Source organism: Thermostichus sp. OS-CIW-29, assembly GCF_054058195.1.
Genome location: NZ_JBSSAB010000019.1, coordinates 1 through 25624, shown reverse-complemented (window position 1 = coordinate 25624; position 25624 = coordinate 1). Strand labels below are relative to the sequence as shown.

General features: G+C 58.7%; 20 protein-coding genes and 1 pseudogene. 7 read left to right on the top strand and 14 right to left on the bottom strand.

Going from position 1 to position 25624, the window contains the following annotated elements; translation table 11 throughout:
* The first annotated feature begins 49 nt into the window (after positions 1-49).
* Complete coding sequence (locus ACVWZJ_RS08215; RefSeq protein ID WP_011431676.1) at positions 50-871, top strand: class I SAM-dependent methyltransferase; 822 nt, start codon at positions 50-52, stop codon at positions 869-871.
* A 125-nt stretch (positions 872-996) separates the two neighbouring features.
* On the opposite strand, the gene ACVWZJ_RS08210 is transcribed toward ACVWZJ_RS08215, so the two are convergent.
* Both ACVWZJ_RS08210 and dnaA read right to left on the bottom strand, forming a co-directional pair.
* Entirely contained in the window at positions 997-1680 is a 684-nt protein-coding gene (locus tag ACVWZJ_RS08210; RefSeq protein ID WP_148202667.1) for a hypothetical protein, read from the bottom strand.
* Between the two features lie 166 nt (positions 1681-1846).
* Positions 1847-3250, bottom strand: a complete 1404-nt coding sequence (gene dnaA / locus ACVWZJ_RS08205; RefSeq protein ID WP_011431674.1) for a chromosomal replication initiator protein DnaA — start codon at positions 3248-3250, stop codon at positions 1847-1849.
* 225 nt (positions 3251-3475) lie between these two features.
* On the opposite strand from dnaA, the gene rpmH reads away from it, so the two are divergent.
* The 5 genes from rpmH (at position 3476) to ACVWZJ_RS08180 (ending at position 9194) form a co-directional block, all read left to right on the top strand.
* Entirely contained in the window at positions 3476-3616 is a 141-nt protein-coding gene (gene rpmH / locus ACVWZJ_RS08200; protein WP_011434477.1) for a 50S ribosomal protein L34, read from the top strand.
* Between the two features lie 93 nt (positions 3617-3709).
* A complete protein-coding gene (gene rnpA, locus ACVWZJ_RS08195) occupies positions 3710-4111 on the top strand; it encodes a ribonuclease P protein component (protein ID WP_011434476.1) in 402 nt (133 codons plus the stop codon).
* 83 nt (positions 4112-4194) lie between these two features.
* The gene (gene smc / locus ACVWZJ_RS08190; RefSeq protein ID WP_457395744.1) at positions 4195-7761 is read left to right on the top strand and encodes a chromosome segregation protein SMC; all 3567 of its coding nucleotides are present in this window, start codon (positions 4195-4197) and stop codon (positions 7759-7761) included.
* A gap of 88 nt (positions 7762-7849) precedes the next feature.
* Positions 7850-8431 (top strand): Uma2 family endonuclease, encoded by a 582-nt coding sequence (locus ACVWZJ_RS08185; protein ID WP_011434474.1) that lies wholly within the window; start codon positions 7850-7852, stop codon positions 8429-8431.
* A 181-nt stretch (positions 8432-8612) separates the two neighbouring features.
* Positions 8613-9194: a Uma2 family endonuclease gene (locus ACVWZJ_RS08180; RefSeq protein WP_011434473.1), complete on the top strand. Its 582-nt coding sequence runs from the start codon at positions 8613-8615 to the stop codon at positions 9192-9194.
* A 160-nt stretch (positions 9195-9354) separates the two neighbouring features.
* On the opposite strand, the gene rsgA is transcribed toward ACVWZJ_RS08180, so the two are convergent.
* From rsgA to ACVWZJ_RS08120, 12 genes and pseudogenes are all read right to left on the bottom strand, one after another.
* Positions 9355-10383, bottom strand: coding sequence for a ribosome small subunit-dependent GTPase A (rsgA, locus tag ACVWZJ_RS08175; RefSeq protein WP_011434472.1), 1029 nt, complete (start codon positions 10381-10383; stop codon positions 9355-9357).
* Positions 10380-10649, bottom strand: coding sequence for a sulfurtransferase TusA family protein (locus tag ACVWZJ_RS08170; RefSeq protein WP_011434471.1), 270 nt, complete (start codon positions 10647-10649; stop codon positions 10380-10382). The genes rsgA and ACVWZJ_RS08170 overlap by 4 nt, the downstream gene beginning before the upstream one ends.
* The gene (dnaJ, locus tag ACVWZJ_RS08165) at positions 10646-11830 is read right to left on the bottom strand and encodes a molecular chaperone DnaJ (RefSeq protein WP_414329167.1); all 1185 of its coding nucleotides are present in this window, start codon (positions 11828-11830) and stop codon (positions 10646-10648) included. Before dnaJ ends, ACVWZJ_RS08170 begins: the two co-directional genes overlap by 4 nt.
* 130 nt (positions 11831-11960) lie before the next feature.
* Positions 11961-13769: a molecular chaperone DnaK gene (dnaK, locus tag ACVWZJ_RS08160; protein ID WP_414329166.1), complete on the bottom strand. Its 1809-nt coding sequence runs from the start codon at positions 13767-13769 to the stop codon at positions 11961-11963.
* Positions 13770-13948: 179 nt separating this feature from the next.
* The gene (gene grpE, locus ACVWZJ_RS08155) at positions 13949-14686 is read right to left on the bottom strand and encodes a nucleotide exchange factor GrpE (RefSeq protein WP_457395723.1); all 738 of its coding nucleotides are present in this window, start codon (positions 14684-14686) and stop codon (positions 13949-13951) included.
* Positions 14687-14842: 156 nt separating this feature from the next.
* Positions 14843-16504 (bottom strand): bifunctional metallophosphatase/5'-nucleotidase, encoded by a 1662-nt coding sequence (locus ACVWZJ_RS08150; protein WP_457395721.1) that lies wholly within the window; start codon positions 16502-16504, stop codon positions 14843-14845.
* A gap of 40 nt (positions 16505-16544) precedes the next feature.
* Positions 16545-17765, bottom strand: a complete 1221-nt coding sequence (locus tag ACVWZJ_RS08145; RefSeq protein WP_414374087.1) for a DUF445 domain-containing protein — start codon at positions 17763-17765, stop codon at positions 16545-16547.
* 87 nt (positions 17766-17852) lie between these two features.
* On the bottom strand, positions 17853-18773 hold the full coding sequence (locus ACVWZJ_RS08140; protein ID WP_457395719.1) for a hypothetical protein: 921 nt from the start codon (positions 18771-18773) through the stop codon (positions 17853-17855).
* A gap of 344 nt (positions 18774-19117) precedes the next feature.
* A pseudogene (locus ACVWZJ_RS08135) lies at positions 19118-19301 on the bottom strand (hypothetical protein); the annotation flags it as partial.
* Positions 19302-19336: 35 nt separating this feature from the next.
* Positions 19337-20869 (bottom strand): S-layer homology domain-containing protein, encoded by a 1533-nt coding sequence (locus ACVWZJ_RS08130; RefSeq protein WP_457395717.1) that lies wholly within the window; start codon positions 20867-20869, stop codon positions 19337-19339.
* Between the two features lie 173 nt (positions 20870-21042).
* Complete coding sequence (locus ACVWZJ_RS08125; protein ID WP_457395715.1) at positions 21043-22083, bottom strand: NADP(H)-dependent aldo-keto reductase; 1041 nt, start codon at positions 22081-22083, stop codon at positions 21043-21045.
* A gap of 85 nt (positions 22084-22168) precedes the next feature.
* Positions 22169-23923 (bottom strand): hypothetical protein, encoded by a 1755-nt coding sequence (locus ACVWZJ_RS08120; protein WP_457395713.1) that lies wholly within the window; start codon positions 23921-23923, stop codon positions 22169-22171.
* Between the two features lie 442 nt (positions 23924-24365).
* On the opposite strand from ACVWZJ_RS08120, the gene ACVWZJ_RS08115 reads away from it, so the two are divergent.
* Positions 24366-25487 (top strand): PP2C family protein-serine/threonine phosphatase, encoded by a 1122-nt coding sequence (locus ACVWZJ_RS08115; RefSeq protein WP_457395711.1) that lies wholly within the window; start codon positions 24366-24368, stop codon positions 25485-25487.
* Positions 25488-25624 lie beyond the last annotated feature (137 nt).

Sequence of the window (25624 nt, the reverse complement as noted above, 5' to 3'; positions counted from 1 at the left end):
GCAGCTGCCCCCTTTTCCTCGCGAGTTTTGGGTTGCGTTGGGCTGTCGCATGCTCTCTTCGCTCTCTGCTTTGCCGGTTCACCTTTATCGCTGCCTGAGCTGCGGTCGGGAAGGGCTGACCCAAGCACCAGGGCGGGAGCAGGGATCCGTGGCAGATCGGGTTTATTGTCCCAGTTGTGGCCAAATTTACCCCATCACCGCTTCTGGGGCTGTGGATTTTATCGGCAGCTCATCGGACCTGCATCTCACGCCGGCCCAAGCCATTGCCCATCTGCCTGGGTTTGCCTGGGGCTACGATCGCCTCTGGCGGCCCTGGGCTCTGTCGCTGCTGACGGGAGAGAGCTTTGGCAGCGAGCGGGAGAGTCAACTGCTGGCCGAGTTGGTGGGGGAGGGGGATCCCATCTTGGATTTGGGCACTGCCGGGGGGTACTGGAGCCGCTTGATTCTGGCCAGGGATCCGCAGCGGACGGTGGTCGGCCTGGACAATGCGGCAGGGGTATTGGCGGAAGCCGCTCAACAGGCACAGCCCCACTGGCAGCACTACAGCCTGATGCGGGCCCGAGCCGAACAGCTTCCCCTCGCCTCTGGAACTTTTGGGGCGGTGATCAGTGGGGCGACCTTGAACGAAGTGCCTTTGGATCCCTGTTTGCGGGAAATTGCCCGCGTCTTGAAACCGGGAGGGGCCTTTGTCTCGATGCACAGCCAGCAGGTACAGGGATGGGGGCAGATGGTGCAGCAATGGCTGGAAGCCACCGGCCTTCATTTTTTCTCAGAAACCCAGTTGCGCGAGCACCTTCAACAGGTGGGGCTGCAGTTGGAGCGTTATCTCAGCTTGGGTTGGGTGGCCTTTGTGCGGGCGGTGCGCCTCTGATCTTGGCCGGGTTAAGTTGTGCAGTGGCCATCGAGTCGATGTCGGAGCCATTACCCCAATCCAAGTCATGCCGATCCCTGGCTCCCCTCTTCCACCAAGAGAGAGACTAGGAGTGAGGGGGCACTCTATGGGATCCACTCCAGCCCAACGCCAAAGCTAAACTCCCGATCCAGGGTCGAGTTGCGCAGGCTATAGCGAGCAGAAAGACGAAAGGAAGGGCTAATGGCGTAGGCAGCAGTGAGCTCCGCCAGGGTGGCCTGTCCTTCTTCCGGCTCCTGGGGGGCAACCCAACTGTAGCTGCCGGTCAAATCTACACCTCCCGGAGCCAAGGCCAAAACAGCAAAAGCCCCATAGCTAACTCCACTGAGGCTGCGGTTCTTTTGTTCCAAAGCCCGATACCCCAGTTGTGGCGCCAGATTAAAACGGGATCCCATGGGGGCCAGAAAGTAACGCATTTCCGACCCGTACTGGCGCACTTCGGGATGTTCGGAAGATTGGCGATAGTCACCGCTGAGGGTGAGGCGATCTCCCAGACGCAAGTCTTGTAGGCTGATTCGCCAGTGCGAAGAGGACTCAAAACCGGCCTGCAAGCGCGTGGGCAAGACAGGGGTGTTGCGGATTTCTTCCAGGAGATGGGGCGGGTTTTGCAGCCAGCGGCGCAACACGGGGCTGCCTTCCAAAAGTTGGCTATCCAAGCCCAAATCCAAAGCGGCTGAGAGCGTGGCCGGCGCCGGATCCTGAATGCTGGCTTGCGTGGAATTGGCCCAAACTGGCCACCCAGGCACCAGTCCAGCCCAGAGGAGCAGCATACCCAGGGGAAGCCCTTTGCCAGACTGTCTCACCGCCTGCAACCCCATGCATCGCGTCCCTACTGTAGCCGCTTTCCGAGGGATTCTCCACGCAGACGGGCAAGGCTGGAGGTGCTCCACAGCGCGGCAACAACACCTCAAAGACGGCCCAGCGACAACAGAAAGCCTAGCTGCTCCGGCTGTTGGCAACCACCCGCAAGCGCTCGACCAATTTTTGCAGTTGCCGTTCAAATTGCAGACTTTGCCGCTGTAGCTGACTGACCTTTTCACAGCTATAGAGGACGGTGGTGTGATCTTTTCCCCCAAAGTAGTCGCCAATTTTGGGCAGGCTGAGGTTGGTGTAGTGGCGCATCAAGAACATGGCAATTTGCCGTGCTTGGCTGATGTCGCGCTTGCGGGAGGATCCCAGTAAACTGTCTCGGTCGATGCCGAATTCTTCACAGACCACATCGGTAATCATGTCGGCGGTGATCTCTTTCGGCTCGCTGGGGGGATTGAGGATGGGCTGAATCGTCTCCACGCTCATCGGCAAGCCAGAAATGGAAACATAGGCGACGGCGCGGATCAGGGCACCTTCCAGCTCGCGGATGTTGCTGGTGTAGGTGGTGGCAATGTACTCGATCACGTCGGCGGGCAAGTTCATTCCCTCGTACTCGGCTTTCTTCTTGAGAATGGCCATGCGGGTTTCGATATCCGGCGATTGAATTTCGGCAATCAGGCCCATCGAAAACCGAGAACAGAGACGTTCCTGCAGACGCGGGATCAGATGAGGAGAGCGGTCGGCGGCCAGTACGATCTGTTTGCCGGACTCGTGCAGCGTATTAAAGGTGTGAAAAAACTCCTCTTGGGTGTACTCTTTGCCTTCGATAAATTGAACGTCATCCACCAATAAAATATCCACATCCCGATAGTGCTCCCGGAAAGACTGCATGCTGTCTCGCCGGATGGCATCGATTAAATCGTTGGTAAACCGTTCGGTGGACACGTAAAAGACTTTGGCCTGTGGATTTGCCTCTAGCTGGTAGTGGCCAATGGCCTGCATCAGGTGGGTTTTGCCTAGACCCACCCCACCGCAGAGAAACAGGGGGTTGTAGGCGCGCCCAGGCTTGTCGGCCACAGCCAGAGCTGCAGCGTGAGCCATGCGGTTGTTGGGGCCAACCACAAACCGCGAGAAGGAATACTTGGGGTTGAGATCCGGCGCCCGCATGGGCAGGCTGCCGCCGACTTCCAGTCCTAGGGTGGTGGAGGCAGGTAAGCTGCCGGCTCTGCCCGATGTTGGGGAAATCGCCCTTGAAGGGGGTTCTGCCTCGACAGAAGCGTGGGGGGAAACGGAAAACTCCACCTGCAAAGGGATCCCGGCTACCCGCTGCACCACCTCGGTGATGGTGGAGGCGTAGTGCTTTTGCAGCCAGCCCCGCGCCCATTCGCTGGGGGTACAGATGGTGAGGCGGTTGTCCACCAACGATTCAGCCCGCGCCGTTTTGATCCAAGCCTCAAAGGTTGGGCGGCTGAGCTGCACCTGCAGATGACACAGGGCTTCATCCCAGAGCTGATCCAGGGAAATATCCACACCACACACTCAGAGCGACACAGCAGAAGCCCAGAGGAAACAGCGGCGGCTTCCTCGACAGGAGCTTCGGGATTCCCAATTTAACTGCTCGGCGCGGGGTGGCCAATCTAGCAATTTTCCATTGAGTCTGCTAAGATTGAGCGTCTGCGATCAGTTTCAAGCGGGCTAATTTCGGTCTGGTCAGCTCTGGCAAATGATCTTGGATTCATAAGTTGGCTTCTCACCATGACTCAGCGTACCCTTCGTGGCACCAATCGCAGACGCATTCGGGTTTCTGGGTTTCGGGCCAGAATGCGAACGGCAACTGGGCGTCAGGTCTTGCGGCGACGGCGGGCCAAGGGGCGTTATCGCCTGGCGGTTTCCTAAGCCCTTTGGTCAGAGATTTGATTTGTCTTGGTTTTTTGGAGCGTTGCAGCCCAAAACTCGCTGACTTCTGGGGCAGACTCTCCTCGGTGCCCAATGTTGCCGGCTCCTCATCGATTGCGGGATCGACGAGCTTTTCAGGCGCTCTACCAGGGGGGCCAACGTCGTTCCGGTGCAGGCTTGACCCTGCTGTTTCAGCCGATGCCCGCAGGGTGCGAAGGGATCCCTAGCCAAGTGGGGCTGGTGATCGGCAGAAAGGTGAGCAAATCTGCCGTAAAGCGGAATCGGCTGCGCCGCCAGTTGCGAGAAATCTTGCGCCCCCTGTGCCCAAACCTGAAACCCGGATACCGGCTGCTGTTTATCTCCAAGGCAAACTTACTGACCTACCGCTGGCCGGAGCTGAGGGCGGAGGTGCATCGTCTTCTCCAAAAGGCCGACCTGCTCGTCAGCACAGATGTAGACTCAACAGGTGCAGACTCAGATGCCAAGCCGTCCTAAGAAACTTGAGCTGCACAGGTTTTTGCTACCCATGCTAGCCTGTTGCCATCATATGCTGGTGGCCACGCTAGATGTGGGGTGTGATGTACATCAAGCGGATTGAGCTGACCCGATTTAAGTCGTTTGGCAGCACCACCTCGTTGCCCCTGCTGCCGGGCTTTACGGTCATTTCCGGCCCCAATGGCTCCGGTAAGTCTAACATCCTGGATGGGATCCTGTTCGCGCTGGGTTTATCGTCCTCGCGGGGGATGCGGGCAGAGAGGCTTTTGGATCTGGTGCATTCCGGCAGCCTCAACGGCAATCGGCAGGTGGAAACCCACGTTTCCGTCACCTTTGAGCTGGGGCCAGGAGAAGATGGCCAGCCCAGGGAATGGAAAGTCAGTCGCCGGCTGCGGGTCAGGCCCGGAAAGGCTGAGGAGCTCGCCCGCGATAGTGGGACGGAGTCCTTTTCTCTCCCCTACACCAGCACCTTTTATATCAACGATGTGCCCTGTACCCTGAGCGAGCTGCACGAACAACTGGAGGCGATGCACATCTACCCCAACGGCTACAACGTTGTTTTACAAGGGGATGTCACCAGTATCATTTCCATGCACCCCAAGGAACGGCGGCAGATCATCGACGAATTGGCGGGGGTGGCCACCTTCGACCGCAAGATCGCCCAGGCCAACAGCAAGCTGGAGGCGGTGCGGGAACAAATTGAGCGTTTTCGGCTCATCGAACAGGAATGGCAAGCCCAGGGAGAACGGCTGCTCAAAGAGAGCGAAAAGGCTCAACACCATCAGCAACTGCGGCTGCAGCTGCAAACGCTGGGGCAGCAGCAACAGGTGTTGCTTTGGCGGCATTTGCAAGTCCAAGTGGAAGAAACCCAGGCGGCCATTCAGCGGTTTCTGGAAACTCAGGAGCAGGCCACTGCTCAGGTGCAGACCTTGAACGATCATTTGCAACAGGCCGAAGCCGCCCTGGGCGAGTTGCAAAGCCGCATCCATGCTCTTGGAGAGGAGGAATACCTGCACCTGCAAGCCCAAATCGCCGCCGCCGAAGCACAGCGGCAACAGGTCAGCCGACAGATCGCAGCCTGGCAGGAGGAGATCCAGCAAGCGCAGCGCCTACATCAGGAGTGCCAAGCCCAACAGCAGCATCTGCAGGCGGAGCTGGAACACCTGCACAGCCAACAAGAGCAACTGGCCCAAGCCCAGGGATCCCTGCAGGCCCAGGTTCAGAAAGCCCAAATTAGCTTGGAACAGAGCCGCGAACAGCTGCGCGCCCTAGCCCAATCCGCTGATGCCTGGGTGAAACAGCAGCGCTACCTCACCCGCCACATTGAGGAACTTCGCGCCGAACAGGAGCCTCTCCAACAGGAGCAAATTCGCCTGCAAGAGCGACAACGGCAACTGGAACGGCAAAGCCAAGAGATCCAGGCGGAGATTGCCCAGATCGAGGCGTGGCTGGGATCCCACCTGGCCCTCACCGCCGAGCTGGAACACACTTGCCGACAGTCGGAAGCTCAGGTTCAAACTTTGGCCCAAGAGCTGGCGCAACTGCAGGCCAGCCTGGAGTTGGATCGCGCCACCCACGAACGCCTCACCGTCGAGCTGCACGCCAAGCAGCGGCAACTGGACAAATGGGAAACCCGCCGCCAAGTGTTGCAAGAATCCCAGGGATCCCGGGCGACCCAAGCCATCCTGAGTGCCCGTCTGCCGGGGGTTTTGGGGTTGGTGGCCCAGTTGGGGCAGGTGGATCCCCAGTATCAACTGGCCCTGGAGGTTGCAGCAGGCAACCGGCTGCACTTTGTGGTGGTGGAGGATGACACCGTGGCCGTGAGCGCTGTCAACTTTTTGAAACGGGAAAAAGCCGGACGCGCCACCTTTTTGCCCTTGAATAAGCTCCAGCCCACCCGCCCCCCCAGCCCCCTGAAATTGGACGGCCTGATCGACTACGCCATTCGTTTGGTGCGTTTTGAAGAGCGCTACCGGGATGTTTTCGGCTTTGTGTTCGGCTCCACCCTGGTTTTCCAAAGCCTAGAGCTGGCCCAGCCCCACATCGGCAAGCACCGCATGGTTACTCTGGAAGGGGAGCTGTTGGAAACTTCGGGCGCCATGACCGGCGGCAGCGCCCCCCAGCGAGCTGGGATCCATTTTTCTGTCGGCGAACCTTCCGAGGAGGCCGCCTTGCGCTCCCGCTTGGCCGAGCTGGAGGAACTGCTGGCCGCCCTCACCCTGCGCCTACAAGCAGCCCAAGCCCGCGAAAAACAACTGGCCCAAGCCCTGCTCCTGGCTCGCCAAGACGCCCTGCAAGCCCAGCAATATCTGGAGCGGCACCAAGCCGACTGCCAAAAGCAACAGGCCCGCCTGCAACACCTGCAGGGATCCCTGGCGCAAAGGCAAAGCGAAAGCCACCAGATCCAGCAGCGGCTCCAGCAGATTCAACTGCGTTGGGATCCCTTGCAACAGCGCCTGGCCGATCTCACCCTCAAGCTCAGCCAACTGGAGGGATCCCCGGTGAACCAACATTGGCAGCAACTGCAGCAGACGGTGCAGCAGCAGGAAAGTCGCTTGGCAGAGCTGCAGCAGCAACTGACCCAACTGGAGCGGCAACAGCAGGAGAACTCCGGCCAACAACACCTGAAACAGGCCCAAATCCAGCACCACCAGGAGCGCCTGCAGGAGAGCAAACAGCGCCAAGCCTATCTGCAGGAGCAAATCGTCCAAGCCCAAGCCACCCTTGGCCAAATCCAGCAACACCTTGCCGAGCAACGGCAACAGATGAGCCAGATCGAGGCCCGACTTTCCCACCTGCGCCAAGAGCGAGATCGGCAGGAATTTCAACTGCGGGCCCAACAACAGCAAATCCAACGCCTGGAGTGGGAACGCTACAACGCCCTCACCCAACAACAGGAAAAAGAGGCCCTGCTGGCCCAACTGCAAACCCAACTGCAAGCGGTGGCCCAAGAGCTGCCGGATCCGCTGCCCGACTTGCCCGCCACCCTGACCCTAGACGAGCTGCAACGGCAAAAACGCAAAATCGAAGAGCAATTGCGATCCCTGGAGCCGGTAAACATGCTGGCCATTGCCGAATACGAACAGACCCAAGCTCGCCTGCGGGATCTCAGCGCCAAACTGGAAACCCTGCACCAAGAGCGCACCGAGTTGTTGCTGCGCATCGAGAACTTTTCCACCCTGCGTCGGCAAGCCTTCTTGGATGCCTTTCATGCCGTCAACGGCCATTTTCAGACCATCTTTGCCCAACTTTCCGATGGGGATGGCCATTTGGAATTGGAAAACCCAGAGGATCCCTTCGCAGGCGGTCTAACCTTGGTGGCCCACCCCAAAGGCAAGCCGGTGCGCCGTCTCAGCGCCATGTCGGGAGGAGAAAAATCCTTGACAGCCCTCAGCTTTATTTTTGCTCTGCAGCGATTCCGCCCTTCCAGCTTTTACGCCTTTGATGAAGTAGATATGTTTTTGGACGGGGCCAATGTGGAAAAATTGGCCAATATGATCTGGCAGCAATCTCGTCAGGCGCAGTTTTTGGTGGTCAGTTTACGCCGCCCCATGATCGAAAAAGCTGAGCACACCATTGGTGTAACCCAGGCCCGCGGTGCATACACTCAGGTGATCGGCCTGACCAAACCCGCCCCTCACCCCAGTTAAGATGTGGCTTGGTTAAGAGCAGAGGGCAAATCCTGAGGTCCCATTAGGCTCATTCTAAGAATGGTTTAGGAGTGTCCAAACGCCTGCCATGGTTGCTCTGACTCTGAATCTATCCCCCCTGACAACCCTGAGCCGAGCAGATTTTATTCGGCTTTGTGCCGCCAATCCTGACTTGAAGCTGGAGCGTACCGCTCAAGGAGAATTGGTTATCATGTCTCCAACCGGCGGGGAAACCGGCCACTGGAATGCCGAAATCACCACAGACTTAACCCTTTGGAATCGGCAATCGGGCCGAGGGAAAAGCTTTGATTCTTCCACCGGATTTTCCTTGCCTTCAGGCAGCGACCGCTCCCCTGATTTGGCCTGGATCCCGATTGAAAAGTGGGAAGCTTTGGATCCCTCAGTCCGTCAAGGATTTTTGCCCTTGTGCCCCGATTTTGTGGTGGAGATCCTCTCGCCCACCGATTCTTGGATCCAAACTCAGGCCAAGATGCAAGAATACATGGACAACGGCTGCCGGCTGGGGTGGCTGCTGGATCCCAAGGCTAAGCGGGTGATGATCTACCGACAAGGGCAAGCGCCGGAATTGGTCGAAGATCCGGAAACCCTATCAGGAGAGGACGTGCTGCCGGGCTTCACCTTGCCCATTCGCAAGATCTGGTCGGCTTGATATGAGTAGCTTTCACGGATTTACGATCCCTGATACAGATTTTTTCCACACCCTTAACCCAGCTAACTCAGATGGATCTCTTGCATGACAGGGATCGGAATTGCAGAACTCTCCCAACCTTGGAAACAGCTGCAGTAAAAATGTTGAGCGATAGGCCAAAAACAGGCGGAGTCACACTACCATGGCTGCTCTGACTCTGAATCTATCTCCCCTGATAACCCTCAGCCGAGCAGATTTTATCCGGCTTTGTGCCGCCAATCCTGAGCTGAAGCTGGAGCGTACTGCCCAAGGAGAATTGGTCATCATGTCTCCAACCGGTGGGGAAACGGGCAATCTTAACTTTGAAATTGCCGGGGAAGTTTATGTTTGGAATCGGCAATCGGGCCGAGGGAAAAGCTTTGATTCTTCCACCGGATTTTCCTTGCCTTCAGGCAGCGACCGCTCCCCTGATTTGGCCTGGATCCCGATTGAAAAGTGGGAAGCTTTGGATCCGGAAACCCGCCAAGGATTTTTGCCCCTGTGCCCCGATTTTGTGGTGGAGATCCTCTCGCCCACCGACTCTTGGATTCAAACTCAGGCCAAGATGCAAGAATACATGGACAACGGCTGCCGGCTGGGGTGGCTGCTGGATCCCAAGGCCAAGCGGGTGATGATCTACCGACAAGGGCAAGCGCCGGAATTGGTCGAAGATCCGGAAACCTTATCGGGAGAGGACGTGCTGCCGGGCTTCACCTTGCCCATCCGCAAGATCTGGTCCACCTGACATTCTACGGTCGTTTTATAGTCATTTTAGACAGGAATGAAACATTTGTGTATTGGTTCCTAACTCCCCTCTCCCAAAGGAAGAGGGGCTGGGAGTGGTCGCAGAAGCTGCACGGAATGCTTGAGGAGTGTCTCAATCTAGTTTGGAATGACTATAGTCCTCAGATTGGGGTCTTTCGCGCAATTCTGGCGAGACTGGGATCTTGGCCAGGCTGGATAAGGCCCACCGATGCCTTTTGCACCTGCTGGACTTCTTGCAAAAGCTGCAAGTAAAAAGTCCGTCGTTCCCAATCCAGATCTCGGAGCCCACAGCCCGGCTCTCGATGGTGCAGGCAATCGCGAAACTGACAGGCGCCCAAGCGATCCCTTACTTCGGGGAAGCACCGTATCAACTGCAAAGGATGCACCGGCGGGATCCCTTCGCCAGCATTGAATCCCGGCGAATCGGCGATCCAACCGCCTTCCGGCAAAGGAAACAGCTCCACATGGCGGGTGGTGTGCCGACCATGGCCCAAACGTCTGGAGACGGCCTGAGTGGCCAGCCGAACGTCCGGCAGCAGCCGATTGAGCAAGCTGGATTTGCCCACCCCGGAAGGGCCCATCACCACCGAGATCTGATCTCGACAGCACTGTTGCAACTGGGGGATCCCAGCTTGGGTGTGGGCACTGACCAACAGAGGCTCATATCCCCACCTCTGCAGACGCTCCACCCAAGTTGTCGCCACTTCTGGATCCACGCAGTCGCATTTGTTCAACACCACCTGAACCCGCAGTTGGCTGGCCTCGGCTTGCACCAGCAGACGACTGAGGGCGTTGGGCTCAGGGTCGGGCTCGGCCAGGGCCACCACCACCAGAACTTGGGTTGCGTTGGCAATAGCGGGTCGAGGCAGCTGAGTGCGCCGCGGCAGGATCGCCTCGATCACCCCCCGCTCCGGCCAGAGGTCGGCGGCAGCAGGCGGCAAGCGCACCTCCACCCAGTCCCCCACCATCACCTGCTGGCCCGTTTTTTTCAGCTTGGCCCGGCTGGTACAGAGAATCTCCGCCGGGGTGGGCTTTTGAGCCGGAAACTGAGCCGGGATCTCGGGAAAAAGGGCGGCCAAACTCGGATCGATCCGCACGCGATAAAAGTTGGCCTGCGCTGCGCGCACCCAGCCGGTACAATCTTTTCCTTCCGGTTTCACCGGGCTCATGCCGACTCAGGCGTGCCGCGACGCACCCAGAGAATGTGATGGCCTTCGGGGGCAGCCGCCTGTCCCTCAATCCGATGCCCGGCCATGGCTAGACTGTTGGGCACCTGCTCCAGGGGTTCTCCCGCATCCAGCCATAGCTCCAGCAGTTCTCCAGGAGCCATGCGCTCCAGGCGCAGCTTCGCCCGCACGTAGTTAAGTGGGCAAGGGATCCCGCGCTGGTCAAGGATAAACTTGACCTCTTCCGACGAAACAGCCTCTGCAGTCATTCTTCCTCACGCTCCCGGTTGCCAGGCATCTGGGCCAGCCCCCGCAACAACCCGCCCAAGAAACCATCCCGCTTGTTGATGCGTTCTCCGTGCAGCTCAGCCAGGCGCATGAGCAATTCCCGCTCTTCTGAGCTGATGCGGGTGGGGATCTCCACCACCAAGGTGATTTGGTGGTCGCCCCGAGACATCGGGTTGCCAATGCGAGGTACCCCCTTGCCCTCCAGGGTCAGCACTGTACCCGGCTGGGATCCGGCTGGGATGGTCAGCTCCACCTCCTCCTCCAGGCCGGCTTTCGAGTCCACGGTGGGCACAGAGACCTTGGCCCCCAAGATGGCCTGCAAATAGCTCACCCGCACCTCCGAGAGAATGGTCAGGCCATCTCGCTGGAAGTCGGGATCCGGTTCCACGAATAGGTAGACGTAGAGATCCCCGGGCGGGCCACCGCGTCGACCGGCATCGCCTTCCCCGGAAACCCGCAAACGGGTGCCACTATCCACGCCGGCTGGGATGTTAATGCGCAGTTTCTTCGTGGTTTGGGCCAAGCCCTCGCCGTTGCAGTTGTAGCAGGGCTCCTCCAACACCTGACCGCTGCCACCACAGGTGGGACAAACCGAGACCTGGGTAAAGTTGCCAAACGGCGTGCGGGTTGCCCGCCGCACCTGACCACCGCCCCCGCAGGTGGGGCAAGTTTTCACCTCCGTACCGGGCTTAGCCCCGCTGCCTCCACAGACGTTGCAGACTTCCAAGTGGCTGATGCGAATCTGCTTTTCGCCGCCGAAGATGGCTTCCAGAAACTCCAGTTTTAGGTCAAAGCGCAGATCATCGCCCCGTACCGGCCCCTGGCGACTGCGGGCATAGCTGGCTCCTGCCCCTGCAAAGTTGGTGAAAAAGCTCTCGAAAATGTCGGCAAAGCCACCCATCCCCGCAAAATCCTGGAATCCACTTGCTGCCGCAGCAGCTCCACTCAAACCCGCTTCTCCAAAGCGATCGTAGCGAGCTTTTAGCTCATTATCAGAGAGCACCTCATAGGCACGGTTGATCTCTTTGAAGCGCTCCTCGGCGCCTGGCTCCTTATTGACATCCGGGTGGTACTTACGAGCCAACCGTCGATAGGCGCGCTTGATCTCCTCTTTGGAGCTATCGCGGCTAACCCCCAAGATTTCATAGTAGTCGCGAGCCATAGAAGCGCTTCAGAAGAGGTTAAAGATCAAAACATCAGACACACTTGAGATGCAACTTGTCAGGCAGCACAACCGAAGCAGACCTACAAGGCACCGGAGCTGGGGGAGAGCAAGCAGTTGCCTAGAATCCTCAGCGAGCTCCATAGATCTCGCTACCCATCTCCAGCAGGACAGCCCGCAGTTCTTCCATTGCGTTCCGTAAAGTTGCTAAGTCTACGTTATCATTTGCCAGCAATGCCCTCAATGTGCCCGCCACCTGAGCCCCCCGCTGGATTCGAGCTTCGCTGAGACGATTGCCATGCTCCTGCAGGGTTTTGTCGTAGTTGTAGAGCAGGCTATCTGACTGGTTGCGGGCTTCCACCAACTGCCGCCGGCGTTGATCTTCTTCGGCATAAGCCTCCGCTTCTCGGCGCATCCGCTCGATCTCGCTGCTGCTCAGGCCACCGTTATTGGTGATCTTGACGCTCTGCTCGATTCCTGTCCCCTTTTCCCGAGCCGAGACTTTCAAGATCCCGTTGGCATCGATGTCAAAAGAAACCTCGATCTGGGGCACCCCACGGGGAGCCGGCGGGATCCCGGTCAGCTGAAAGCGGCCCAAGGTTTTGTTGTCTTTGGCCATGGCCCGCTCTCCCTGCAGGACGTGAATCTCCACCACACTCTGGCCATCGGTGGCAGTGGAGAAAATCTGGGTTTTACTGGTGGGAATGGTGGTGTTGCGCTCGATGATGCGGGTGAAGACTCCCCCCAGCGTTTCCACCCCAATCGAGAGAGGGATCACGTCCAGCAGCAGTAGATCTTTCACTTCTCCACCCACCACGCCTGCCTGGATGGCAGCGCCAAGGGCCACCGCCTCGTCCGGGTTGACGGAGCGATCTGGGTTTTTTTTGAAGATTTGCCGAATTTTCTCCTGGACAGCGGGAATACGAGTAGAGCCGCCCACCAGCAGCACGCGGTCGATGTCTGCAGGGGAGAGGCCAGCATCCCGCAGCGCCTGTTCTGTAGGCTCCACGGTGGCCTCCACCAGATCCCGCACCAACTCCTCAAACTTGCCGCGGGTCAGCTCCACTTCCAGGTGCTTGGGCCCCGAATCGTCGGCGGTGATAAAAGGCAGGTTAATGAGTGTAACCTGGGTGCTGGACAGCTCAATTTTGGCCTTCTCAGCAGCCTCCCGCATCCGCTGCAGGGCCATGCGATCCCGCGAGAGGTCGATCCCTTCCGTCTCCAAAAACTGACGGATGAGCCAATCGACAATTCTTTGGTCGAAATCATCCCCCCCCAGGTGGTTGTTGCCGGCAGTCGCTTGCACCTCAAACACGCCGCTGCCCAGTTGCAGCACCGAGACATCGAAGGTGCCGCCACCCAAATCGAAAACCAGAATGCGCAGGTCTTGATCTTGTTTGTCTAGACCATAGGCCAGGGCGGCTGCTGTCGGCTCGTTGATGATGCGCAGCACCTCCAGGCCGGCAATGGTGCCCGCATCTTTGGTGGCCTGCCGCTGGGCATCGGTGAAGTAGGCGGGAACGGTGATCACGGCTTGGGTCACCGGCTCCCCCAGATAGGCCTCCGCATCGGCCTTCAGCTTTTGCAGGATCATGGCGGAGATCTCCTGCGGAGTGTAGGCGCGATCTTGCACCGCCACTTCCACCATGTTGTCTCGACCGGGGATGACTTTGTAGGGAACCCGCCTCCGCTCATCTTCGGTCTCGGCAAAGGTGCGGCCAATGAAGCGTTTGATGCTGAAGATGGTGTTTTCGGCATTGGTAACCGCCTGGCGCTTGGCCAGTTGGCCCACCAAGCGGGTGTTGTTCTTGGCGAAGCCGACAATGCTGGGGGTGGTGCGCCCTCCCTCGGCGTTGGTGATCACAACGGGCTGACCACCTTCCAAAACCGCCACGCAACTGTTGGTGGTTCCCAGGTCAATCCCGATGACTTTACCCATAGCCCCCTCTTCCCGTGCGCCAAGTCTCAACCCAAGAACGCGATTCCACGGATCTTAAAAGCATTCTGCCCAGAATCCCTCAGAAACCTTCAGACGGTGCTTTCGTCTCCGTAGCTTTACTGTAGCGTTTCTGAGACTGCTCTGGCTCTGTTTGTCAAGGTTCAAGTGAGCAAGTTTGGCTAGGAAGGTTGGGGGTTTTGGGGAGAGGCAGGAGTGCTCTCCGGGCCGGGTTCGCTGGTGGCCTGGGCAGAGGGGGAAGGTTCAGCGCTGGGGTTGCCTGCCGAGACGGCTACCATGGCATGACGGATCACCAAGTCCCCCAACTTGTAACCCGGCTGATATTCGACGGCTACCACATCCTCGGGATAGTCTGGGCTGGGCTGACGGGCTATGGCTTCGTGCAGGTTGGGGTCGAAGGGCTGGCCCACCGATTTCATGCGGGAGACGCCCATCTTCTTCAGGCATTCCACCAGCAGGCGGTAGACGCTCTGGTAGCTGTTGTGCAACTCCCGCTCGCGGTCGGTTTCCAGCTTCAGCTGCTGCTGAGCCCGCTCAAAGCTGTCCACAACAGGCAAGATCTCCAGCACAAATTTCTGCCGTTCTTTTTGGCTGAACTCTTCTTTTTCCCGCTGGGTACGCCGCCGGTAGTTTTCAAAATCGGCGTAGAGGCGCAGGTAGGCGTCTTCTTTCTCTTTGAGTTGCTGGCGGACAACTTCCAACTCGTGCTGGAGCTGCTTGAGAGCTTCACCGGGATCTGGAGAAGGCTCAGCTGCGGTTTCTCCGGAGGAGGTACCGGCTTCTGCTTCGCTATCTTCCAAAATCAGCTTCTCCAGCTCTGCCTCTACGTCGATCTCTTCTTCCTGTAGTTCAGGATGGGTATCTTCTGGGGCCATCGGTTGCTTCTCTTCGGCAGTCATGGGCGATGTCGGCAAGTGTTAGCAATGAGCAGTGACTCGGATATCCCCAGTTTGGCAGTTTCAAAACCGCCGCTGCACTCAGCCAAACCAGGCTCTGTGTTGATCGTATTCTACCGGGTTCTCTTTCAGCCAGTTGAAGTCAATATCTTTTCTTTCCTAGCCGACCAGCAGATGTTCCCGTGGCCGGCCCAGGCAATCGGGGAAGTAGATCTTGGCCAAGTCGGGGATTAGGCGCCAGTTGGGGCTGTAGATGGGTTGAATGGGGGAGTGGGTGTGAATATAGTAGACCAGAAAGTCGCGGATGCTATCGGCTGAGATCCACAGGGTTTGGGCTTCTTGGAACATGCTGTAACCGCCGCCGCCGCCGGCTCGGTAGTGGTTAATGGCCAGGCGAAAGGTCTGTGCTGGTTCCACCGGCTGTCCGCGGAATTGTAAGGTCACCAGGCGCTTTCCTACGGGGCGGGTGAGATCGAAGCAGTAGTCGATGCCGTGGTAGAGGTCGAAGGTGTAGCCGCGGGCTTCGGGGGCCACGACGGCAGCAGGATCGGCGGGAAGGTGATTGGGATCCAACTGGCGAAAATAGCCGGCAGTCTGTTCCAGGGCGCGCCGCAGAATATCTCCGGTGATCTCCAACACGCAGAGGGTGTTGTCGTAGACGGTGAGGCTGTAGGCATCTTGCAGGGAGATGGGGCCTGCTGACAGGCCGGCGCTGCTGCAGATGTTGACCAGGGAGAGCTCTGCGGGGAATCCTGCCTCCCGCACTGCTTGCAATTGGGCCTGATGGAGCAGCTCTGCCAGAGGGTTGGCCCCCAGACGGGCTGCCAGACCGCCGCTATAGGCAGAACGGGCTTGGCCAATGGGCTGACGGATGTAGCGCAGGGTGGCTTGATGATAGGGCTCTGTCAAGGCCAAGAGTTCGGGATCGGGAGGGATCCCTTCGGCGGAGAGGAGCTGTGCGCTTTTGCTGATGATTTGCCAGCGGCTGCCCTGGCGCTCCAGCTCCAGGGATACCTGGGAGAGGTGGCTGCCCCAATAGCCGGGCTGAACTACCAGAGCTTGGGATCCCCCCAAACCGGCGATGGTCTGGTGGGTATGGCCGGAGAGGATGACGTCAATGCCGTCCAGCTCGGCCAGGGCCAACAGTTCGTTTTCCCCTGCCAGGCTTTTGTTGCTGCACCAGCCGGAGCGATCCGGGTTGTGCCAATGCTCAGGGGTGCGCAGGGGGGGCAATTGGTTGGGGCCGCTGTGCAGGATCAAGATCAAGACATCCACCTGAGGTCGCAGCAGCGACAGGTAGTGGCGGGCGGTCTCCAGCAGGGGGGCAAAGCGTAGGCCCAAGATGTAGTCCGGGCGCTCCCAGGTGTCGATGCGGGGGGTGGTCAGCCCCAACAGGCCGACGCGAACCCCGGCCAATTCCCGGATCAGGTAGGGCTGGAAGAGGGGATCCCCATTCTGGCGGAGGATGTTGGCACAGAGCACCGGACAGCGGAGATCGCCGACAAAATCCCGGAGAACCTGAAGCCCAAAGTTAAAGTCGTGGTTGCCAGGGGTAAAGGCGTCGTAGCCTAGGGCGTTGAGGGCATGGGCCAAGGGGTGGGGAGAGACGCGCTCCACCTGCGCATAGTAGGTGCCCAAGGGGGATCCCTGAATGGTATCGCCGCTGTCGATGAGTAAGACGGGATCCTCACTGGCAGCTCGCACGCGCTTAATAAGGGTGGCCAGCTTGGCTAGACCGTGCTCCGCAGGGATCCCGGTGAAGTAGTTCCAGGGATGTAGATTGGCATGGAGATCCGAAGTGTGGAGAATTGTTAATCGCATTCTCATATCATAGCCAAAGTCAAAGCCCAACCCAAACTCGTCAGCCCAGCAAGAACAGCACCTGCACACAGCCCACCAAAAAGCCGAGGAGGCCGCCTAAGTTGACGATGGCCTGGAGTTCTTGGCGCACAATCTGCTGGATGGCCTGCTCCAGGTCGGCAGGGGAGGTGGCGTTGACTTTATCGGCAATGACCTGATCCAGGTTCAACACCGGGATCACCTGCATCATCAGGGATTCGAGATCCCGTTCTAGGTAGCGCTCCAAGACCAAAGCCAGGTCGGCGCTGATCTGATCGATGGAGGTGATCAACGCCTTGGAGTTGCGCAGGCGTCCCAACACCAGGCTGGCCACTTTTTCCCAATCGATGGTCTCCCCCAGCCCTTTGATAACCTCTGGCCCTTGGCTGCGCAGGTAATCTTGGATCCCGTCGCGGAGGGCACGGCGCAACTGACGCACGGCGGAAACCGGCAGGTTTTGCAGCGAGAGGTTCTGCAGGATCTCGGTCAGGCGGCGGGAGGCGTTGATGTCTTTGAGCAGATCTTCCAAGATGGCTTCTGCCCCTTCCGGCTCTTCTAGACAATAGGTGCGCAGGCGCAACAGGGCATTTTTCAGGCCGAACAAGTTGGCCACCACCCAGTAGGAGCCGGTCGCTCGTTCACGAAACTCCTCATCCAGGGATTCGATGTTGCGATCGGTGAGAAAGTCCACCAAGTTCTGCCGCAACACCTTTGGGGGCAGCGCCTGCTTCAAGATCCACTCTGAGAGCTGCTTGGCCTGCTCGGCACTGAGACGCAGCTCCAGCAACACCTGGTCGAACAGTTGGTTAATCGGCCCTTCCAAAAAGGTTTCTTGACGGGCAAGCACCTTCACCAGGCGGGGCAACGACTCGTTAAACAGGTCGGCTAAAATGCGCGCCAACACCTGAGCAGTTTGCTGCTGTTGCTCAGGGTTTTGCAGCCGATCCAGGGCTACCCCCAGCAGCCAGCGGATCCCTGCTTGCATGCGCTCGGTTTGCAGCAGCTTACGGGCCAGATTGTGCAGTTCCTCCGGCGTGAGCAGGGATCCCATGATGGTCTTGGCGATCTGCTTGGCCAGACGGGGTTGGTTCTGCGGGATCAGGCCGGGGGTGAAGGGGATGCGCCAGCCGAAAACCCGATAGGGGCGGTAGGGCCGGAACAGCATTTTGATGGCAATGTCGTTGGTGAAATAGCCGATCACCAGCCCGGCCAGCGGGGGCACAACGTAGATCCAGAAGGCCATGGAACCAATGGAGGGGGCTCTCTTCTACTCTACCGAGCTGCCCCGAGTCACTTCAGCCAGCCACAGGGCAAAAGAGGGTTGGCCAGTTCATTGGATGATCAGGCTATCGGTCAGTTCCAGCTCCACCAGCGTATTGGGCTGCAGCGTCACCACCCGGTCAATATTGGTACTGCCTGCCGCAGCGCCGGCCAAGCTGCCGGCCAAGATCGGCAAAAAGCCCCATCCCCCCGTGAGGATCCCCAAGGCCAACCCACCTGCTGCCCCATAGCCTGCCCCGCGGGCTACAGTTGTGCCGACATCGGCGTTGCGATCCAACCCGACTGATAGCGGCGCAGATTGGCCTCTCACCAAGTAGGTGGAAGACCCAATGGTGAGGCGGTTGGCCACAAAGCGGCTGCCGACGACCCGCTCTTGGGGATCGGCGCTCTCCGCCTCCCGACCAGGAAACTTCTGTTCTCGGTAAACCGGCTCAAAAGTGCCCCACACTACACTCCCTGCCGGGATCACCACCTGGCCAAAGCGATCCACCACCGGCTCGGAGACTTCCAGGTGGCCGTTAATGGCCTGGTAGGGCTGGAAAGTGATGGGGCGGTAGACCGTGAGGAGAATACGGGTGCCGGCAGGCAGCTCGCCCCACGTGGCTCCAGGGAGATCCCCACCTGGGCTGAGGTCGGGCCGACGTTGATAGGAATAGGCCTCGCCTTGGGGGAGTTGTCCACCTGGGGCCGCTTGAACGGGCACCACCGGGATCGGATCCAAGGCCGGAGCTGTGGGATCCAGCGGCATTTGCGGCACCTGAGGTACCGGTGGCAGGGCCGTGGCAGAGCCGGGGGAGGGCGGAGCACTCAGCAAGGGCAAGGTAGGGACGGGATCCCCCCTGGGGGGCACCGGCTGAGGGGTGAACTCGAACTGCTGAGCAGCAACCGGGGTAACGGCACCGGCTATCAACACCCCCCAAAAGGAACTCCTCTGCAACAAATGCAGGAACGGCTGCAAGGTTGAGCTCATGGATCCCATCCGGTCACAACTGGCAGTAGCTTAACATCCTGCCCCGCTTGTGCCCACTAGATTTAGTAGGTATTAAGGGATCGGAAGCTCTTAAAACACTATTGAGCCTGTTCGGGGTCTGGATCGAGTTTTCCCTAGGGGCTGGGGGAAGGAGAAGGAGTCGGTCCGCCGGGATCCCCTGGCTGGGGGGCTGGGGATTCTGGCTTAGGAGACTCTGTAGCCTCACTCTCCTGAGCCTCGGGGCTGGACTCCGGCTTGGGTTCTGCAGGAGACCGTCCTTCTGGAGAAGGAGAAGGTGAAGGCTGATACATTTACGCTGAACACTGCTGAACATCACTGTTCAACTATGCAGCGATAGCATTCTGTTTGTTTCCAAACAGAATGGCGGTATCCCGCAAAGCTTTGAGTAGAATACCCAAAGCGCAGTTTCCGTGTCGTCTTACTACCAATTTTCTGCTTTGCTTTGGCTACCATGTTGGCAGACTCGAAAGTAAACAGAAAGATCAACTGGTAGTAATCCGTACTGAACATATTATACATTATTTTCAGTATAGTTGAGCTTATTATTGACTAGAGTCATGCTCCCCGCCAGGCTGTGGAGTGGGAGTGGGTGTAGCTTCCGGCGTGGGTGTGGGAGTAGGCGTAGCTACCGGTGTTGGGGTTGGCGTTGGGGTCAGAGCTGGAGTCGGCGTTGGGGTCGGTGTGGGAGTGGGCTGGGCGGCCTGCACCTGGAAAGACCACTGCTGGATGGTGGTGTTGCCGCTGGTATCGGCAATTTGGACGGCGATCAAGGTCGGTCGATCGGTGGGCAGCGGCTCGGCTGGGGTGTAGGCGAAGCCGGTGCGGGTGAGCTGGGCTTGGGCGGTGACATCCACATTGTTCACCAGCAAGGTAAAGCTATTCAGGTCAATTCCTTGGTCATCTTGGAAACGGGCTGAGATGGAGGGGCGAGGGTTGTCTGTTAGGGATCCGTTGGGAGGGGCCAGTTCGCTGATGGTGGGGAAGGTGGTGTCGGTCACCCGCCCGATGGTGATGGTCTTATCCGGCAGCTGCACCAGGGTTACCAGTCCATCCCGCTCCAAGCGGGCAAAAACAGGCGCTTCTGAGGCCCGGTCTTGGCTGCGGAAGGTGTAGCTGCCCTCGTATTGCCCTGGGCGGGTTTCCTGCAGTGGCAGGTTGTAGGCAATGCCGGGGATGGAAAACGATCCCTGCGCCCCTGGGGATCCCAGCAAAAACACGGTAATCGTATCTCCTGGGTTTACAGATCCCAGCTCTTCGCGGGCAAAGAAGGTTCTCACCTCTGGAGCGGCGGGCAGCGTTTCCACCAGAGGCTCAATGGGAATGTCTGGCGTGGTCAGGGGTTCGGGCGTAGGAGTGACCTGGGCAAGGAGCTCGGTACGGATCCCAGGGCCGGGAATGGCAGCCCCCACCGGCGGATCCAAATTGGGCACCCGGCCCACCTTGGCCAGCGCTTGGTAGGTAAGGGCAGCCACTTCCCCCCGCGTGGCCACCGCCTGGGCATTCAATTGAGTGGGGTTGGGGTAGAGCACCAACAGCCCTTCCTGAACCGCTGTCGCGATGGGGGCGCGGGCAAAGTTGGGAACCAAATTGGCATCGCCGAACGCGGATAGGATCGCGTCAATTTGGCCGGCATCTTCGATGAGCCTACCGTTGGTGGCGGCACGGGTCAGGACAGTGATGGCCTGCGCACGGGTGAGCACATCGTTGGGGCGAAAGGTGCCGTCCGGGAAGCCGGAAACAAACCCTGCCGCTGCCGCTGCGCCGATGGAGGGAGCCGCCCAACTGGGAATCGGATCGGCAAAGGAGCGCACAGGAACGTTGGTATCTAGGCCAAAAGCTTTGGTGACAATGACGGCAAATTGGGCACGGGTGATGGATTCATTGGGACGAAAGGTGCCATCCGGGAAGCCACCGATGATCTGCCGTTCATTCAACCCGGCAATGTACTGGGCACCCCAATAGGTGCTGATATCAGAAAGTTGGGCCCAAGCGGGATCCCCAAGCCAGGCCAAGCTGCTGCAACTGATCACCAGAGCGGCGGTTTTCCAGCCCTGCCAAAGGGAAAGCTCACGCATCGTTCACACCTCAGGTTCTGGGTACGGGATTTACAGTCTTGGATCCCCACTCTCGGTTGGGAGGGGCCCTGGAAGTTGGCCGGACAGAAGTGTAGGAGAGGATATCCAAACCGCACACCCAGACGAGGAAACCTTCTGAAAAGTTCTGTCTGGCCACCGGTTTCGCCAACCTTTCAGGGGGCAGGATTGGGGTAGCGCTGGTGAACCGCTTCGATCTCCGCCAGGATCTGCGGGGACAGCTCCACATCCAGGCAACTGAGGTTCTCTTTGAGTTGGGTCAGGCTGGTGGCCCCAATGATGGTGCTGGTGACAAGCCAGCGGCTGCGCACAAAGGCCAAAGCCAACTGGGCCGGTGTCAGACCGTGCCGGCGGGCAATTTGCACATAGGCGGCCACCGCTTCTTCCACATTCGGCTTGCGGTACCGCTGGCCAAAGCCTTCAAACAAGGCCAAACGGGATCCCGGCGGCTTCACCCCCCCCAGATATTTGCCCGTCAGCAGCCCAAATCCGAGCGGGCTGTAGGCCAGCAAGCCCACCTGCTCGTGGCGGCAGACTTCCGCCAGGCCCATTTCAAACGTGCGGTTGATGAGGCTGTAGGCATTCTGAATCGAGACCACCTTGGGCAACCCCAGTTGCTCGGCCACCTGGCAGAACTTGCTCACCCCCCAAGGGGTTTCGTTGCTCAGGCCGATGTAGCGAATGAGACCCTCTTGCACCAATTCCGCCAGAGCCTGCAACTGCTCGGCAATGGGAACGGTGGGCCGCTCCTGGCTGGGATCGTAGGCAACGCCCCCAAACAGAGGCACATAGCGATCCGGCCAGTGGATCTGGTAGAGGTCGATGTAGTCGGTCTTCAGGCGTTTGAGGCTACCGGCCACCGCCTGCCTGAGGTTGTCGCGGGTAATGGACAGGGATCCGCCGCGAATCCAATGCCAGGGCCGACCAGGGCCGGTGATCTTGGTGGCCAGGATCAGGCGATGCCGCGGTTGGTGTTGCAGCCACTCGCCGATGTAGCGCTCGGTGGATCCCTGGGTTTCCGCCCGCGCCGGCACCGGGTACATCTCGGCGGTATCGATGAAGTTGATCCCGTGCTCCACCGCGTAGTCGAGCTGTTCGAAAGCCTCAGACAAAGTATTCTGCTGCCCAAAGGTCATGGTGCCCAGGCAGATCTCGGAAACTTGCAAAGGGCTGTGGCCAAGCTGGCGGTAGCGCATGGGGAATCTCCGTCTAGACAGCACGCCAGTCCCCATTCTGCCCAAAACCTGTCGGCCTACGGGATCCCCCGCTCTGCCCCCGTTCCTATTTCGGTGCGGATCCCAGCAGGGGAACGTACTCGCGGTAGAGCTGACCCAAAATTTCCAGACCAATGCGGGTGCGGTTATCGGGGGGGCGAGCCTCAATGGCCGCCTTGACTTGCAAAATCGTGCCCACCGGATAGGGGGAGCGCAGCTCCTCCCGCTTGCCCAAAAACACATCCGTAAAGTAGTCGATCAGCCGCTTGACTTCTCCCACGTCCTTGCGGGAAATGTCCATATCCAAAACGGTGGTCAACTTGGCCCGCATGGCCTGAAAACTTTGCTGGCCGGTGTTGAGGGCCACCCGCTTGGCCAGGCTATCCACCACAATTTGGGTGATCTTCTCCACATTTTGGGTGACGATTTCTCGGTGGCGGGCGGCAAAGCGCAACTGAACCTCATCCAGGAATCGTTCTCGTTCCAGAATCTGGATGCCCTGTTGCTCCAGATCCACTCCATAGCTTTGCAACTGCTTGTACTGATTCAAAACCCATTGGTTGTAGAAGGAATCGGCCAAAACTCGCCAATAGCCGATGAGGGTGGCCTCGGCAGAGGGAACGCTGACCAAATAGGCCTCGCTGGTGATCAGGCGCAAATGCTCTGTCAGCTCATCTCGCTCCTTCTCATCCAAGTAGGAGGTGCGCGGCACCCAAACTGCCCCGTACTCGCTTTTCACCTCCCCGGGCAGGGATCCGAAGAGGGTGTCAAAAAACTGATGAATGCTGAAGAGAAGAAACTTTCCCGGATCCTGAAGGCGGTTGAGCAGTTCCTGTTTTTTCTCCTCCTGATATTGGGCCACCAATTGCTGGGCCTCGGCGATCTGGCCGCGGGCCACCTCCACATCTTGCCGCAGCTTTTCAATCTCCTCCGAGCTCACCATCTCAACACCAGTAGGCTCCCGTTCCCCGCTGAAATAGCTGCCCCCCAGCCCGCTGCCCCCAATGCCCACCAGGGTAGCGTCGCTGTCGTTGTCCAGGGTTAGAAGGCGAGCAAGAGCCTGGAGTCGAGCCTGCCGATTGGAGGAGCGCAGGGATCCCAGCTCCACCGGATCCCCACTTTCCCAACCGTCCAACCCACCAATGCGGTAGAGCGTGTAAAAATACTTGCTGAGCAGAAGCGCCAGCAGATGCCTGTTCTTGACCTCGTTGTACTCTAAGTAGGCCCGCAGACACAGTTGGAAGGCGATGTTGGGCAAGCTGCGACACACCTTCATAATCTGGGTGTAGACCCTTTGCAGGTGAGGCCGAAAGCTGCGTGGGATCGCCTCGGGCCGTAGGCCGCGCAACAAGAACTCCTGCTGGCGCAGATCTTGAGGGGTAAAGTAAAAACTTTCTTGCCAAAGCAGCTCATCCAAGTCACGGGCAAAAATCGGTTTCAAATGGTCGATGATTTGCACCACAACCGACTCGGTGAAGACCGGTATAATCTTCTCGATGTGAAGCTGATCGTAAACGGAGCGCAGCCGCTCGCTGCGGAAGTCTTCGATGGAGATCAGCCCCTTCATGGTTCCGATCCGACCGTCGCTCAGCAGGAACTTATAGACCACTTCGGCAGTGGCCCCTGGGGAGAGAACAAGAGTTCCCGTCAAGTCAGGGCAGATTTGCAGGGGGCGTAGCAGGCGGCTGGTTTCACTGACGCTGAAGCAACTCCAAGCTGCCGGGTTTAACACCACCGACGATAGGGAGGCCAACAATTGCTTCTCGTCCAAGTCCTCCAGCCGAATTTCTCCCCTGTGAGCTTCGCTAGGTCCCGGAGGCAAGCTCGCCCGCGAATCCTGAACGGCGGAAGGGGATAAGGATGGGGGAGATGTGCTCATGCGGTAAAGGCTATTGAATCTTAACGTTCACTCTAAGTCGGCGAAGGATGGATGAGTGTGATCTGTATCTCTGTATCCAATGAAAGTCTCTCAAGAAGAATCTGCCCAGAATCTGCCTCGAATTGTCTCCCGCCACTAGTATCTGGAAACGGTTAGCTTTTGGGTAGCGTGCAACCACGGTTTGGGGGATCCACAAATCGATACGCACCTTCAGCTCCGATGGATGAAGCTGTTGAGGCCTTCCCCGTTGTCGTGAACTGCTTGCCGAGCCGGTTTTCCTGCTGCAACCCCTAAGCTAGGATGAGAGGTCTGCCTATCGGTATGGGATATCGGGCTGGAGTTGGGTTTGGATGCGTTTTGACTTCAGGATTGGGGTGCAGCGGTCATGGCGGCCATTTTGATTGTTGACGACGATCCGACGATTCGGCTGGTGTTGAAGCGATCCCTGGAACGACAGGGCTACACCGTGGAGATGGCCAGCAACGGTTCCGAGGGGCTGGAGCAAGCCCACCTGCTGGTGCCGGGGCTGATCATCTGTGACTGGATGATGCCGGACATGGATGGGCTGGAGGTTTGCCGACGCATCAAAGCCGATCCCAAGTTTTCCACGACGTTTTTTATTTTGCTCACCGCTCGCACTGAGGTGGAAGACCGCATCCAGGGCCTGGATGCCGGAGCAGATGAATTTCTAAGCAAGCCCATCGACCCCAATGAGTTGCGGGCACGTGTGCGGGCCGGGCTGCGCTTACACCAGCTCAGCTATGACCTGCAGCAGCAAACGGCCAGGTTACGGGCAGAATTGGCCGAGGCGGCCAGCTATGTGCGTTCTCTCCTGCCGGAGCCGGCCTATTTTCCCGACTGCAAAGTGGCTCTCGAGTGGCGCTTTTTGCCCTCCCAGGAATTGGGGGGAGATTCGTTTAACTATCATTGGCTGGATGAGGAACACCTGGCCATCTATCTGCTGGATGTGTCGGGGCATGGGGTGGGATCCGCTCTGTTGTCGGTGTCGGTGATGAACCAGTTGCGCACTCAAGGCTTGGCCGATGCCGATCCCCGCCAGCCGGACGCGGTCTTGCGTGCCCTCAACCACTCTTTTCAAATGGGATCCCACCATGAGATGTACTTCACCCTTTGGTACGGGGTTTACCAGCCGGGATCCCGTCTGCTCTCTTTTGCCAGTGCCGGCCACCCACCTGCCCTGCTCATCCAGGGTCAGGATTCGCTCCTGCTGAAGACTGCCAACTTGCCCATTGGCATTTTGCCCGACCTCACTTTTCAAAGGGATCAGGTGCGGATCCCCGAGAACAGCCATCTCTACCTGTTCAGTGATGGAGTTTACGAAGTCATAAACCCCCAGAGAGAAATCTGGGGGCTGGACAATTTGATAGCCCTGCTGAGCAAGGGCGCTGGCAATAGTTTGGATCAGGTGATCCATCAGGCCCAATCCTTTCAGGGGCGGACGGACTTTGAGGATGATTTCTCCCTGCTCCGGATCAGCTTTGGTTAGAGGTGAGTTATGGCTATTGCAAGCTGCTTTGAGGCGATCCCCTGACCAAAAGGCGCGGCAAGCCCCGTCCTTCAGGGCAGGGAAGGATAGCGCCGACCGTAGCCGACGCCCTTTAAAAACGCAGTGCCGGCCATGTG